General features: G+C 73.0%; 14 protein-coding genes. 6 read left to right on the forward strand and 8 right to left on the reverse strand.

Annotated features, from left to right (window positions below):
- The first annotated feature begins 6 nt into the window (after positions 1-6).
- Both ACFYXE_RS36260 and ACFYXE_RS36265 read left to right on the forward strand, forming a co-directional pair.
- A complete protein-coding gene (locus tag ACFYXE_RS36260) occupies positions 7-615 on the forward strand; it encodes a DsbA family protein (RefSeq protein WP_389320171.1) in 609 nt (202 codons plus the stop codon).
- A 148-nt stretch (positions 616-763) separates the two neighbouring features.
- Positions 764-1,210, forward strand: a complete 447-nt coding sequence (locus tag ACFYXE_RS36265; RefSeq protein ID WP_361166687.1) for a YdeI/OmpD-associated family protein — start codon at positions 764-766, stop codon at positions 1,208-1,210.
- Between the two features lie 28 nt (positions 1,211-1,238).
- On the opposite strand, the gene ACFYXE_RS36270 is transcribed toward ACFYXE_RS36265, so the two are convergent.
- On the reverse strand, positions 1,239-2,423 hold the full coding sequence (locus ACFYXE_RS36270; protein WP_389320176.1) for a PP2C family protein-serine/threonine phosphatase: 1,185 nt from the start codon (positions 2,421-2,423) through the stop codon (positions 1,239-1,241).
- Between the two features lie 249 nt (positions 2,424-2,672).
- On the opposite strand from ACFYXE_RS36270, the gene ACFYXE_RS36275 reads away from it, so the two are divergent.
- Positions 2,673-2,936 carry a hypothetical protein gene (locus ACFYXE_RS36275; RefSeq protein ID WP_389320179.1) on the forward strand — a complete coding sequence of 88 codons (264 nt, stop codon included), beginning with the start codon at positions 2,673-2,675 and terminating at the stop codon, positions 2,934-2,936.
- Between the two features lie 15 nt (positions 2,937-2,951).
- Here ACFYXE_RS36275 and ACFYXE_RS36280 read toward each other — a convergent pair whose 3' ends face one another.
- The 3 genes from ACFYXE_RS36280 to ACFYXE_RS36290 form a co-directional block, all read right to left on the reverse strand.
- Entirely contained in the window at positions 2,952-3,497 is a 546-nt protein-coding gene (locus ACFYXE_RS36280; protein WP_389320182.1) for a bacterioferritin, read from the reverse strand.
- 145 nt (positions 3,498-3,642) lie between these two features.
- Positions 3,643-4,347: a 3-oxoacyl-ACP reductase FabG gene (gene fabG / locus ACFYXE_RS36285; protein WP_389320185.1), complete on the reverse strand. Its 705-nt coding sequence runs from the start codon at positions 4,345-4,347 to the stop codon at positions 3,643-3,645.
- 144 nt (positions 4,348-4,491) lie between these two features.
- Entirely contained in the window at positions 4,492-5,238 is a 747-nt protein-coding gene (locus ACFYXE_RS36290; RefSeq protein ID WP_389320188.1) for a phage tail protein, read from the reverse strand.
- A gap of 215 nt (positions 5,239-5,453) precedes the next feature.
- On the opposite strand from ACFYXE_RS36290, the gene ACFYXE_RS36295 reads away from it, so the two are divergent.
- On the forward strand, positions 5,454-5,999 hold the full coding sequence (locus ACFYXE_RS36295) for a helix-turn-helix domain-containing protein (protein ID WP_389320191.1): 546 nt from the start codon (positions 5,454-5,456) through the stop codon (positions 5,997-5,999).
- A gap of 37 nt (positions 6,000-6,036) precedes the next feature.
- On the opposite strand, the gene ACFYXE_RS36300 is transcribed toward ACFYXE_RS36295, so the two are convergent.
- The gene (locus ACFYXE_RS36300) at positions 6,037-6,744 is read right to left on the reverse strand and encodes a lipase family alpha/beta hydrolase (RefSeq protein ID WP_389320195.1); all 708 of its coding nucleotides are present in this window, start codon (positions 6,742-6,744) and stop codon (positions 6,037-6,039) included.
- A 349-nt stretch (positions 6,745-7,093) separates the two neighbouring features.
- Here ACFYXE_RS36300 and ACFYXE_RS36305 point away from each other — a divergent pair, with 349 nt between their 5' ends.
- On the forward strand, positions 7,094-8,539 hold the full coding sequence (locus ACFYXE_RS36305; RefSeq protein WP_389320198.1) for a multicopper oxidase family protein: 1,446 nt from the start codon (positions 7,094-7,096) through the stop codon (positions 8,537-8,539).
- A 50-nt stretch (positions 8,540-8,589) separates the two neighbouring features.
- Here ACFYXE_RS36305 and ACFYXE_RS36310 read toward each other — a convergent pair whose 3' ends face one another.
- Positions 8,590-9,063, reverse strand: a complete 474-nt coding sequence (locus tag ACFYXE_RS36310; protein WP_389320201.1) for a carboxymuconolactone decarboxylase family protein — start codon at positions 9,061-9,063, stop codon at positions 8,590-8,592.
- 172 nt (positions 9,064-9,235) lie between these two features.
- Entirely contained in the window at positions 9,236-10,171 is a 936-nt protein-coding gene (gene sigJ / locus ACFYXE_RS36315; RefSeq protein WP_389320204.1) for an RNA polymerase sigma factor SigJ, read from the reverse strand.
- A 165-nt stretch (positions 10,172-10,336) separates the two neighbouring features.
- Here sigJ (ACFYXE_RS36315) and ACFYXE_RS36320 point away from each other — a divergent pair, with 165 nt between their 5' ends.
- On the forward strand, positions 10,337-10,720 hold the full coding sequence (locus ACFYXE_RS36320) for a nuclear transport factor 2 family protein (protein WP_389320207.1): 384 nt from the start codon (positions 10,337-10,339) through the stop codon (positions 10,718-10,720).
- An 84-nt stretch (positions 10,721-10,804) separates the two neighbouring features.
- On the opposite strand, the gene sigJ (ACFYXE_RS36325) is transcribed toward ACFYXE_RS36320, so the two are convergent.
- Positions 10,805-11,740, reverse strand: a complete 936-nt coding sequence (sigJ, locus tag ACFYXE_RS36325; RefSeq protein WP_389320210.1) for an RNA polymerase sigma factor SigJ — start codon at positions 11,738-11,740, stop codon at positions 10,805-10,807.
- Positions 11,741-12,371 lie beyond the last annotated feature (631 nt).

Below are 12,371 nucleotides of genomic sequence, written 5' to 3' on the forward strand. Positions count from 1 at the left end.
ACTGACGTGTCTCAGGCCGATGTGACAGCCGTCGACTTCTGGTTCGACCCGCAGTGCCCGTGGGCGTGGATCGCCTCACGGTGGATCCACGAGGTGAAGGAGCAGCGGGCCCTGACCGTGCGCTGGCACGTGATGAGCCTGGCGGTCCTCAACGAGGGGCGGGACGTGCCGCGCCGCTACCGCGAGGGGCTGGGCCTGGGCCCGGTGCGGGTGTGCGTGGCCGCCGGGCAGAAGTACGGGCCCGAGGTCCTGGAGCGGCTCTACACCGAGCTGGGCAACCGCTACCACCACGAGAAGGCGCCCAAGGACCGGGCCACCCTCAAGGCCGCGCTGACCGCGGCCGGCCTGGATCCGGACCTGGCCGCGGCGATGGAGAGCGAGGAGTACGACACGGCGCTGCGCGCCTCGCACCGCGCCGGGATGGACCAGGTCGGCTACGACGTCGGGACCCCCGTGATCGCCGTGGACGGCAACGCGTTCTTCGGCCCGGTGGTGACGCCGGTGCCGCGCGGCGAGGCGGCGGCGAAACTCTGGGACGGGGTGCTGCTGGTCACCGCGACCGACGGATTCTTCGAGCTCAAGCGCACCCGCGACCGCAAGCCGGTGTTCGACTGAGGCGGGCGGGCGCCGTGCCCGGCCACACGGATGGCCCGATCCCCGCCCCTGGGGCGCCCGGTCCCGCAAGGATGTGACGCAGCGCGGCCGGCGACGCAGGGATGCGGGCGTCGCGCCGCGGGCCGACCCACGTTGACAGGAGCAGAGGATGAAGTTCCGAACCCACGTCGAGCCTCCGGAGCCCATGCGGGGGCTGGAAGTTCCTCCGGAGGTCGTGGAGGAACTCGACGCAGGCAAGCGACCGGCCGTGACCATCACGATCAACGGGCACTCCTGGAACAGCAGGCTCGCCATCATGCGGGGGCGCCACCTGATCGGCTTCAGCAAGGCCAACCGGGCGGCCGCCGGGGTGGAGACCGGCGAGGAGGTCGAGGTGGAACTCGCCCTGGACACCGAGCCGCGGGTCCTGGTCGAGCCGGACGACTTCGTCGCGGCCCTGGACGCCGACCCGATCGCCCGCAAGGTCTACGACGGGCTGTCGCCCAGCCGCAAGCGGGCGCACGTGCACACCATCGAGAGCGCCAAGAAGCCCGAGACGCGTCAGCGGCGCATCGAGAAGGCGGTGGCCACGCTGCGCGAGGAGCCGTTCTCCTGAGGCGGCGCCGGCCGCCGAACCGCCCGGCCTAGTGGCCGCGGCCGGGCGGGCGCCATTCGAGCAGGAGGATGGTGGCGTCGTCGCGCAGCCGGTCGCTCTGGCCCTCAAGGACCAGGCGGATGAGGCGGCGCAGGGTCTCCGGCGCCACCTCGCCCGCGCTGGTGGCGCGGATGACGGAGTCGGCGAAGCGTTCGAGGCCGAACTCGCTGCCGTCCGCCAGCCGCGCCTCGGTCAGGCCGTCGGTGTAGAGCAGGACGCGGTCGCCGGGTTCCAGGGCCGTCTCGTGCACCTGGCGCGGGGCGGTGCGGAAGGCGGCGGACAAGCCCATGGGCGGGTCGGGTTCGCGTTCCAGGGCGCCCTCGACGAGCCGGTTGCCGCGGATGAGCAGCGGCGGCGGGTGGCCGCAGTTGCTCCAGCGCAGGATCCCCTGGGCGAGGTCGAGGCGGGTGAGCACGCCCGTGCAGAACTGGTCGGGCAGCCACTGTTCCAGGGCCGAGTCGACGGTCCCGATGAGGTCGGGCAGGTCCCATCCGGTGCGCCGGCCGTTGCGGCAGGCGGCCAGGGCGACCGCGGTGGTCAGGCCGGAGAGCAGGTTGTGGCCCATCGCGTCGACGATCGTGGCGTGCAGGTCCGTCCGGGTGAGGCAGTGGTCGAAGGCGTCCCCGCCGATCTCGTAGGCCGGCTCCAGCACGGCGGTGGAGACCACGCGGGTGTTGCCGATGGTGCGCGGCGGCAGGAAGGCGCGCAGCATCTCCGCGGGCAGCCGCATGGGTTCGGCGCGGGTGCGCTGGACGACGGTGTCCTTGTAGGCGCGCTTGGAGGTGATCATCATCGCGAGGAGGGCGGCCAGGGCGCGGGCGCGGCGCAGCAGCGGGGCGTCCAGGAAGGGGGCGTGCACGGCCAGGACGCCCAGGCGTTCGGCGCCGTCCAGCAGGGGCAGCCAGGCGGTGATGCCGTCGCGGGCGGACTCGGCCACGCGCAGGGCCAGGGTGCGGTAGGCCCAGCCGGCCACCGTGCCGTCCACGGCGATGGCGGGGGTGCCGTCGTCGAGCGGGACGAGCCGGTTCTGCTGGAGGTCGGCGAGGTAGACCTGGGCCCGGGGCACGTCCAGGGCGCGGGCGCACCGGGCGACCGCGGTGGACAGGTCCAGTACGGCGTTGGCGGGGTCGGCGAGGAAGTCCTCGAGCCCGCCGGGCGGCTGCGGCGCGGGCACGCGGTTCTCCTTCCCCCGGACGGCTGGACGGCTGGGCGGCTGGGCGGCTGGGCGGCACGAGCAGTCTCACACCGCCCCGTCCGCCCCGCCCGGCCGCGGGCAGGGCCCGTGTCGCCGATCCGGTGCGGGTGGTCCACGGTGATCAGTACGCGTTGTCCGGCCCGGTGCGGGTACCCGCCTCCCAGCCCCGCACGTGGGGCCGGCGAGGCGGGCCCGCACCGTGCGGACCGGCGCTCGAAAGGAGACATCGTGAGCGAGCAGGTACCGGCGTCCCCCGGCGTGGACGGCAGCAAGCCCGTGCCCAGGGACCCTCCCGACCAGCAGGCCGACGGCAGTGCGGACCGCTGGGACCTGGAGGGCACCAAGAGCGGGGACGACGCGGAGAAGGACGCGCGGGACGGCGCTTCGGACGACGTTCCCGACACCGACGAGGCCGGTACCGGGCGGCGCGGCGAGGCCCCCGAGGGGGAGGCGCCCTCCGACGAGCCGGTGCCGGGCGAGCCCTCCGGCTGACGGGCCGGGCCGGTCTCAGGCCCGGCGGTCGCCCGGGATGCGTTCGAGCAGGCCGCGCAGGTCGTCGGCGTGCTCCTCCTCCTGCGCCAGGAGTTCCTCGAAGACGCGGCGGGTGGTGGGGTCGCCCTCCCCCAGCCACTGGGCGATCTCGGTGTAGGCGGCGACGGCGACGCGTTCGGCGACCAGGTCCTCCTTGATCATGTCGATCAGGTCGGTGCTGGCGTCGTACTCCGCGTGGGCCCGGGAGGTGAGGGTGTCGGGGTCGAAGTCGGGGTCGCCGCCGAGCTGGACGATGCGCTGCGCCAGCTTGTCGGCGTGCTGCTGCTCCTCCTGGGCGTGTTCGAGGAACTCCGCGGCCACCGGCTCGGAGTAGAGCCCGGAGGCGGTGTAGTAGTGCCGCTTGTAGCGCAGCGTGCAGACGATCTCCGTGGCCAGGGCCTCGTTGAGCACGACCAGGACGCGTTCCAGGTCCGCTCCGTAGGCGTCGGTGACCGGGCCCTTCTCGATCTGCCGGCGGGCCCGTTCGCGGATGGTCTTGATGTCGGTCAGGAACTCGGCCATGGCGGCTGCTCTCTTCCTCGCTGGGCGGCACGGTGCGGCGGCCCGTCCGGCGGGCCGCCGCACTTGACCGTACCCATTTATTGCATTTCGTCTCGTTTCATCCGTCTGCGTCGCTTTTCGTACCACGGGGGTGTGCGGGCGGCGGTCAGTGGCCCATGGCCGCGCCGCCGTCCACCGGCAGGACGGCGCCGGTGATGTAGCCGGCCTCGGGCGAGGCGAGGAAGGCGATGGCGGCGGCCGTCTCGGCGGGGTCGGCCAGGCGGCCCAGCGGGATCTGGCCGACCATCTCCGTGCGCTGCTCCTCGCTGAGGGTGCCGATCATGTCGGTGTCGGTCAGGCCGGGGGTGACGACGTTGAAGGTGATGTTGCGCGAGCCCAGTTCGCGGGCCATGGAGCGGGCGAATCCGACCAGCGCGGCCTTGGAGGCGGCGTAGTTGGCCTGGCCGCTCTCGCCGCGCAGGCCCACCGCGGAGGAGACCAGGACCACCCGGCCCGAGCGGGCGCGCAGCATGGCGCGGGTGGCGCGTTTGACGGCCCGGAAGGTGCCGGTGAGGTTGGTGTCCAGGACGGCGGTGAAGTCGTCCTCGCTCATCCGCATCAGGAGCCGGTCGCGGGTGATGCCGGCGCAGCAGACCAGCACCTCGACGGGCCCGTGGGCCTGTTCGGCGGCGGTGAAGGCGTCGTGGACCTGGGCGGTGTCGGTGACGTCGCAGCGCAGGGCGAGCAGTCCCTCGGGGGGCTCGGCGCTGCGGTAGGTGACGGCGACGCGGTCGCCGGCCGCCTGCAGGGCGCGGGCGGTGGCCAAACCGATGCCGCGGCTGCCGCCGGTGATGAGAACGGAACGGGGCACGGGTGAAGGGCCTCTCTGCCGGTGACGTGAACGGGTGCGGGGCGGGTGCGGGTGCGGGCCGGCCCCGCACGTCGGCACGGGTCGGCAGGAAAGGACGGATGAGGGCGGTGAGGGGTGATGGGGGGCCGGCGGGGGTGGTGCGGGTCAGCCCGGGGGGCGGTGCGCTCCCGCGCAGGCCAGCCGGCGCCCGACCGCGGCCGCGGTGTCCATCACCTCGGCGGCCAGGCGGTGCCGGGTGGGCCGGCCGCCCAGTTCGGCGTGGCGCACCAGCAGGCTCACCGCCCCGGCCACGGCCGCGCCCCGCCACACGGGGGCGGCGACGACGTCGTGGCCGCGCACCGGGGTGGCGCTGATGGCGTAGCCCTGGGCGTGCAGGCGGGCCAGGTGCGCGTCGGCCGGCGCGGGGCCGGCCAGTGCGGCCTGGATGACCCAGCCGGAGGCGTCCGTGGCCAGCGGCGCCCGCCACAGTGCCTCCAGTGCGGCTCGCGGGGCGGCCAGCAGGCTGTCCTGGTGGGGGCCCAGGGCCTGTTCGGCGTGCACCCGCAGCGGCACGCCCTCGAGCAGGGGGACGTAGGCCAGTGCGATGTGCCCGGTGCGGGCCTGCAGGCCGATCAGCGCGGCGCGGACGGCGGCGGCCCCCAGGCAGGCCGGCGCCTGCGGGCCCCGGGGGAATGCGGAGAAGAGATGCGGTGCCCGGGCGGACTCGAGGGGACCGTGCGGTGTCCGGCGGGCCGCCTCGTGCGGGCCGGACGGTGCGGGGCGGCGGCCGGCGGGCAGCGGCAGGGCCGCCTGTGCGGCGATCGCGCCCAGCGGGTGGGCGGCGGGGCCCCTGCGGCGTACCGCCCGCAGCGCGGCCAGCGTGCGGCCCACCGCGGTCCTGGTGTGCGGCATCACGGGTGTGCGGGAAGCACTGCGCGTCAACGTGCCCACCCCCTGACGGCCGTTGAGGGCCGCGGGCTCGTGCCGCGGCCGGATCCGGTCCGTCATTGTCGGGGTCGCCCGGACTCCGGCACCAGGATCATCTTCTTCCTGTCGGCGATATTCAGGAAATACCGTTTCCGGTATGCGGGCCGGTGCGGTCCGCCCGGTGCGCGAGGGGGGCGGCGATGGACAACAAGGCGGCGCTGCGGCAGCTGTTGCGGTGGAAGCGGGGCCAGTTGGATCCGGTGGAGCTGGGGCTGCGCCCCGCCACCGGGCGCGGCCGGCGGGCTCCTGGCCTGTCCCAGGCGCAGGTCGCCCAGCTGCTGTTCGTGTCCGAGCGCACCTACGCCCAACTGGAGCGGGGGGACATGCCCTCCCCCGCCGCCGACTTCCTGGACCGGGTGTGCGGTGTGCTGCGGCTGGCCGAGGGCGAGCGCACGGCGGTGTACGTGTACGCCCTGGGGCACGAGCCGCCCCGCCCCCGGGACCCGCTGGCCGGGCAGAGCATCCACCCGGCCTGGCAGGAGGCGGTGCGCGGGGTGACCGGGCAGCCCTGTTACGTGCGTTCGCCCTGGCCGCCGGAGCGGGAGGCGGCCACCGGGCGGTGCTGTGCGCGGCATGTGCCCTCGTGGGCCGGTGACGTGACGATGTGCGTGGCGATGCCGCTGGGCGCGCCGGGCGCCCGGTTCTTCATGCTGGTGTTCAAGCCGTACCGCACCAGCCCCGTCTGAGGGGGCGTGGCACGGCGGGGGTGCCGGGGGGGGCGGTTCAGGGGCCGGCCAGGAAGGCGCGTACGCCCTGGGAGACGCCGTCGTCGCCGAGCAGGTCGTTGTGGGCCAGGCAGCCGGCCGGGTGGTTGGCGGCGCCCTGCAGCGGGACGCTGCTGTCGGGGTTGATGACCTCGTCGCAGCGCGACCACCACGTGGCGTAGGCGACGGTGCCCGGGGTCTCGTCGCCGGCGGCGAGCCGGTCGGTGACGTAGGAGCCGGGCGTCATGTCCCGGCAGGCCTGGGACCACAGGGCGCAGGCCCAGGCGGTGGCGGTGCCGTGGTTGGGGCCGGCCAGGGAGACCCAGTGGGCGACGGCGGGTGCGCCGCCGCCGTACTTGACGTACCAGCGGGTGACCAGGCTGCCGAAGGAGTGGGCGACCAGGTCGACGCGGTCGGCGCCGGTGCGGGCGCGCACCTGGTCGACGTAGGCGGCGAGTTGGCCGGCCAGGTCCTCGTTGACCGAGCGGCTGGTGTCGTAGCCGAAGGAGAAGAGGTCGTCCTGGCCGTAGCCGGCGTTCGTGAAGTCCTCGCGCATCGCGCCCCAGACGCCGGGGTCGGCGTTGTAGCCGTGCACGAACACCACCGGGCGGGGTGCGGCGGCCGGGGCCGCGGCGGTGGCGGCGGGTGCCGCGAGCACGGCCGCGGCCAGCACGCACAGGCAGGCCAGCACCCGCGCCAGGGCGCGGGCGGTCTTCACCATCGGCATGGGTCTCTCCTCCACCGGACACGGCGCCCGCGGGTGGGCGTCCGGGTGATTGTGGGGGCCGGTGGCGCAGATGAGAAGGGGGCGTCGGGGGTGGTGTCAGCCGGGTGCGGGCAGCGGGTTCCCGCAGCGGGCGCAGTCGCGGTCCTCGCGCTCGCCGGCCGGGCGTCCGCACCGTTCGCGCCCGGCCCGTCGGCCAGGGCGGCTGTGGCCGCAGATACGAGTGTGGCTCTAGTTGACGCTGATGAACTGCGCCTGGCACCGCATGGCTTGACCAGCCGCGCTCCTCCTGACCGGGCGCCGCCGCCCTGCGGATGCCCCGAATTCTTTCCAGCACTTTTAGGAGGGCACCATGGTCACCCGACGCCGTCTGCTCGGCACCGGACTCGCCGCCGCGGGCGTAGGGCTCACCGGGGCGTCATTCACTCCCCTGCTCGCCGTGGACCCCGCCAAGGCCAGCCAGCCTGCGGCGACGCCCGAGCTGTTCGCCACACCCATGCCCAAGATGCCGGTGCTCAGACCTACTTTCCGCACCGCCACGGCCGACCATTACGACGTCACCATGCGCCCGGTGCGCAAGGAGATCCTGCCGGGCGTCCAGACCGACCTGCTGACCTACAACGGGAACTTCCCCGGCGCGACCATCAAGGCGCGCAGCGGGCGCACCGTGGTGGTGCGCCAGCGCAACGAGCTGAACGTGGCCACCTCCGTGCACCTGCACGGCGCTTCGGTGACCCAGGCCAACGACGGCGACCCGATGGACACGCTCGCCCCGGGCGGCGAGCGTCTTTACACCTATCCCAACAAGCAGCCGCACGCCTCGCTCTGGTACCACGACCACGCCCACCACGTGGAGTCGGAGAACGTCTACCGCGGCCTGCACGGCAGTTACCTGCTCACCGACGGCATCGAGGACAACCTGCCGCTGCCCAAGGGGCAGTACGACGTGGAGATAGGCATCCGCGACGCGAACTTCGACTCGGCGGGCCAGCTCGTGTACGTGATGGACGACCTGCAGCGCACCACGCTGCTGACCAACGGGGTGCCCTACCCCTACTTCCAGGTCGCCGCCCGCAAGTACCGGCTGCGGTTCGTCAACAACGCCAACCAGCGTTTCCTCGGGCTGCAGTTGTCGGACGGCAGTGACCTCGTCCAGATCGCTTCGGACGGCGGTCTGCTGCCGCGGCCGCACACCACCAAGTCGATCGTGCTCACCCCGGGCGAGCGCATCGACGTGGTCGTGGACTTCTCCCGTTACGCGGTGGGCGACCAGGTCGTCCTGGAGAACAACGTCATCTTCAACGGCACCCCGGAGCAGGTCGGCAAGGTGATGCGCTTCGACGTGGTGCGTACCGCCGAGGACCCCAGCTCCGTGCCCCCGGTGCTGCGGACCCTGCCGGCGCTGCCCAAGCCCACCAACCAGCGTGCCATCCAGATGCGCATGGACGAGGGCGGCGGCGCGCACGCCAAGGGGTACATGGACGGCAAGTCCTACGACCCGGCGCGCGTGGACTCCAGCATCCGCTTCGGCGCCAGTGAGATCTGGTCGGTCACCAACGCCAACTCCCAGGTGCCGCACAACTTCCACATGCACCTGGTGCAGTTCCGGGTGCTGGAGCGGGGCGGGAAGCCGCCGGCGCCCGGGGAGTCGGGCCTCAAGGACACCGTGATGGTCCTTGCGGGCGAGACGGTCAAGCTCCAGGCGACCTTCGACAGCTACCGGGGTTCCTACCTGTACCACTGCCACATGCTCGACCACTCGGCCATGGGCATGATGGCCACGATGAAGATCAGCTGACCGGGTGCCGCCGCCCGCGGCCGCTCCTGCGGCCGCGGGCGGGGGCCGGGTCAGGCGAACTGGCCGACGCGGTAGTCGCCGGCGGGCTTGTGGATGAGGACGTTGACGCGGTTGAAGGCGTTGATGAGGGCGATCTGCGCGACCAGGGCGGCCAGCTGGTCCTGGTCGTAGTGGCGGGCGGCGTTGTGCCAGACCGCGTCGCTGACGCCGCCGGCCGCGTCGGCGATGCGGGTGCCCTGCTCGGTCAGTTCCAGCGCCGCGCGTTCGGCGTCGGTGAAGACGGTGGCCTCGCGCCAGGCGGCGACCAGGTGGAGGCGCACCGCGCTCTCCCCGGCGTGCTCGGCCTCCTTGGTGTGGATGTCGATGCAGAAGCCGCAGCCGTTGATCTGGCTGGCGCGGAGCCGGACCAGTTCCAGGGTGGCCGCCGGGATGTCCGCCTCCGTGGCCGCCTTCCCCGCTGAGGCCAGGTGCTTGAGGAACTTGGCCGAGACCGGGTTGTCGGAGAGGTTCAAGCGAGCGTCCATGTCGGGCTCCTTCGCCGTGCTGGTGTGTACACAGCTCCGACGAAATGGCCCGGCAAGATGTGACAGCACCCCATCTGGCCTGCGTTGTCCGCTTCGGTGCGGGGCGCACGGGGCGGTGCCGCGGCCCGGCCCGCGGGAGGGGCCGGGCCGCGGCGGGGCGCGCGGGGGCGGCTCAGGCCGCGCTGGTCCAGGGGCGCAGCTTCTCGGGGTTGCGCACCGCCCACAGGTGCTTGATGCGGTCGCCGGCGAAGTCGAAGGCCAGCACCGAGACGGTGACGCCGCCCTCCTGGACGACCAGGCCGGGCTCGCCGTTGACGGTGCGCTCCAGGATCGTCAGGGCGGGCACCTTGCCGGTGATGGTGACCAGGTAGCGGGCGATCTGCTCGCTGCCGCCGGTGGGCGGCGCGGCGTTGACCAGGCCGCCGCCGTCGGCCAGGCCGGTGGCGTCGGGGTCCAGGAGGGTGATCAGGGCGCCGATGTCCTTGGCCTCCCAGGCCTGCTTGAAGTTGCGCACGATGTCGGCGCGCTGGGCGGTGGCGGTGGCCGGGGCCTGCTGGGCGCTGCGGATGCGGCGCCGGGCGGAGGAGGCCAGCTGGCGGCAGGCGGCGGGGCTGCGGCCCACGCTCTCGGCGACCTCGGCGAAGGAGTAGCGGAAGACGTCGTGGAGGATGAACGCGACGCGTTCGGCCGGGGTCATGGAGTCCAGGACGACCAGGAAGGCCATGTTGACCGACTCGTCCAGGGTGATGCGGTCGGCCGGGTCCACGGTGCCGCCCGAGCGGCCGCCGACCCACTCGGAGTGGTCGGGCAGCGGCTCGGGGATCCACTCCCCCACGTAGCGCTCGCGCCGGGCGCGGGCCGAGCCCAGCAGGTCCAGGCAGATGCGGCTGGCGACGGTGGTCAGCCAGCCGCCGGGTGAGGCCACCGCGTCGCGCTGGGCGCGGGTCATGGCGTACCAGCGGGCGTAGGCCTCCTGCACGACGTCCTCGGCGTCGGCCAGGGAGCCCAGGAAGCGGTACGCGAGGTTGATGAGCTGACGCCGCTCGCTCAGGACCGTGCTCAGGCCCGCCTCGAGCTGCTCGTCTACTGGCTCGGTCTGCGTCCTCATCGTCTCGCTTGCTCCTTTGGCCGAAAATGCCGTCATCTCTACGACGAGACAGCACCCGGGAATGTGAGGTCACCCTCAGTGGTGTCGTGGCCGGTGACCGGGGCGGGAGCGGACTTTCTGGCGGTATTCCAGCGCTCCCCTAGGCCCGGCCCCTAGTCATGTGACATGAGCAAACACAAAGCCATCGTTGAGCGGTACCGCGACGGGGTCCTCAGCGGTGACCACGAGCAGGTGCTGTCCCTGGTGACCGACGACGTCGTGTGGGAGAGCCTGGGCCAGGTGCGGGTGCAGGGCAAGGAGGCCCTGCGGGGCATCGTCGGCAACAAGGACGGTGTCGTCGAGAAGGACGTCGTGCAGCGCCCGAAGATCACTGTCGACCGGCTGATCGAGGAGGGCGACACCGTGGTCGCCACCGGCCGCGCCGCGCTGACCCTGCCCACCGGCGCCACGGCGGAGTTCCTCTTCTGCGACGTGTTCACCTTCGTCGGGGACGCGATCAGCCACCTGGAGAGCTACAAGGTCAGCCTCGGCGGTCCGCCGCAGGGTTGATATCCGGCCGCGTGCCCGGCATGCCACGGCCCCGACTGCCCTGTCCGTACGGGCAGTCGGGGCCGTTCCCATGCTGATGCGGTGTCAGCCGGCGGTCCAGGGGCGGAGTTTCTCGGGGTTGCGGACCGCCCAGATGGTCTTGATCCGGTCGCCGCTCACGTCGAAGGCCAGCACCGAGACGGTCACGCCGTCCTGCTGGGCGACCAGGCCGGGCTGGCCGTTGACGGTGCGTTCCAGGATCGTCAGGTCCGGGGCCCGTCCGGCGACGCCCGCGAAGACGCGGGCGATGTCCTGGCCGCCGGTGACCGGGCGCAGTTCGGCACTGACCAGGCCGCCGCCGTCGGCGATGGTGGTGGCGTCGGGGTCCAGCAGGCCCACCAGTGCCTCGATGTCCTGGGCGGCCCAGGCTTGCTTGAAGCCCCGCACGATGTCGGCGCGCTGGGCGGTGGCGGTGGCCGGGGGCTGCGCGGTGGCGATGCGGCGCCGGGCGGAGGAGGCCAGCTGGCGGCAGGCGGCGGGGCTGCGGCCCACGATGTCGGCGACCTCGGCGAAGGAGTAGTGGAAGACGTCGTGGAGGATGAACGCGACGCGTTCGGCCGGGGTCATGGAGTCCAGGACGACCAGGAAGGCCATGTTGACCGACTCGTCCAGGGTGATGCGGTCGGCCGGGTCGGGGCCCGCGGCGCCGGTGCGCCCGCTGAGCCACTCCATGCGGTCGGGCAGCGGCTCGGGGATCCACTCCCCCACGTAGCGCTCGCGCCGGGCGCGGGCCGAGCCCAGCAGGTCCAGGCAGATGCGGCTGGCGACGGTGGTCAGCCAGCCGCCGGGGGCCGCGACGGCGTCCCGCTGCTGTTCGGTCATGGCGTACCAGCGGGTGTAGGTCTCCTGCACGACGTCCTCGGCGTCGGCCAGGGAGCCCAGGAAGCGGTACGCGAGGTTGATCAGCTGGCGCCGCTCGCTGAGAACGGCGCTCAGGCCCGGTTCGAGCCGGCTGTCCTCCGGCTCCGGATGCATGCTCATGGTGTCGCCAACTCCCTTGGCTGCGCCGTGGCTTCACCAGTTCGATGAGGCATCGCACTGAAGGTGGCGCGCGTCACCTCACATTACAACGGGCTGCGTCGTCGTACTGCTGGAGATCGAATTCCCGCCGGGCTCCATCCCCCGGTCGTCCGGAAGGGATTCCCCGCTCTCCGTCCCGGCTTCGAACCCGAAGTCGCTCAGCACTGCCAGGAGAATTCCGTGAACCCCACCACTATCCGCGGATCACCAGCCCGCGGGCCGCGCCCGGCCTTGTCGACCGGCCCGTCGGTGCAACCGGACCGGTCTCTTCCCCCGGGTGTGCGCGGCCGGTGACGGCCGTGCGGGCCCTGGCCCGCGGGGTGCCGACGTGCCGCCTTCGGCCCGGCGGCACCCCCGGCCGGCCGGGCCGTGCGGCCGCGCCCGCCGGCACCGCCGCGCATTTTTTTGTATCCCTTTACCGAATTGCCCGCCCCGGGTGTGGGGCCGTCCTCGCGCGGCCGTCCGCATCCGCCGCACCACCCGATAGCGCACGCTAAGAAATGGATTCAGTTGTGGAACCTGTGAACGTTGCAATCATCTATTACAGCGCGACCGGCAACGTGCACGCCCTGGCCCAGGCCGTGGCCGAGGG

The organism is Streptomyces sp. NPDC002564 (genome assembly GCF_042889645.1).
Classification (GTDB): Bacteria; Actinomycetota; Actinomycetes; order Streptomycetales; family Streptomycetaceae; genus Streptomyces.

Coding starts and splice junctions, on each gene's coding strand:
- ACFYXE_RS36320 (WP_389320207.1), top strand. CDS start 10,337: ATGAGCAAACACAAAGCCATCGTTGAGCGGTACCGCGACGGGGTCCTC.
- ACFYXE_RS36280 (WP_389320182.1), bottom strand. CDS start 3,497: ATGGCCGAGTTCCTGACCGACATCAAGACCATCCGCGAACGGGCCCGC.
- ACFYXE_RS36300 (WP_389320195.1), bottom strand. CDS start 6,744: ATGCCGATGGTGAAGACCGCCCGCGCCCTGGCGCGGGTGCTGGCCTGC.
- ACFYXE_RS36265 (WP_361166687.1), top strand. CDS start 764: ATGAAGTTCCGAACCCACGTCGAGCCTCCGGAGCCCATGCGGGGGCTG.
- ACFYXE_RS36290 (WP_389320188.1), bottom strand. CDS start 5,238: ATGCCGCACACCAGGACCGCGGTGGGCCGCACGCTGGCCGCGCTGCGG.
- sigJ (WP_389320204.1), bottom strand. CDS start 10,171: ATGAGGACGCAGACCGAGCCAGTAGACGAGCAGCTCGAGGCGGGCCTG.
- ACFYXE_RS36310 (WP_389320201.1), bottom strand. CDS start 9,063: ATGGACGCTCGCTTGAACCTCTCCGACAACCCGGTCTCGGCCAAGTTC.
- ACFYXE_RS36305 (WP_389320198.1), top strand. CDS start 7,094: ATGGTCACCCGACGCCGTCTGCTCGGCACCGGACTCGCCGCCGCGGGC.
- sigJ (WP_389320210.1), bottom strand. CDS start 11,740: ATGAGCATGCATCCGGAGCCGGAGGACAGCCGGCTCGAACCGGGCCTG.
- ACFYXE_RS36295 (WP_389320191.1), top strand. CDS start 5,454: ATGGACAACAAGGCGGCGCTGCGGCAGCTGTTGCGGTGGAAGCGGGGC.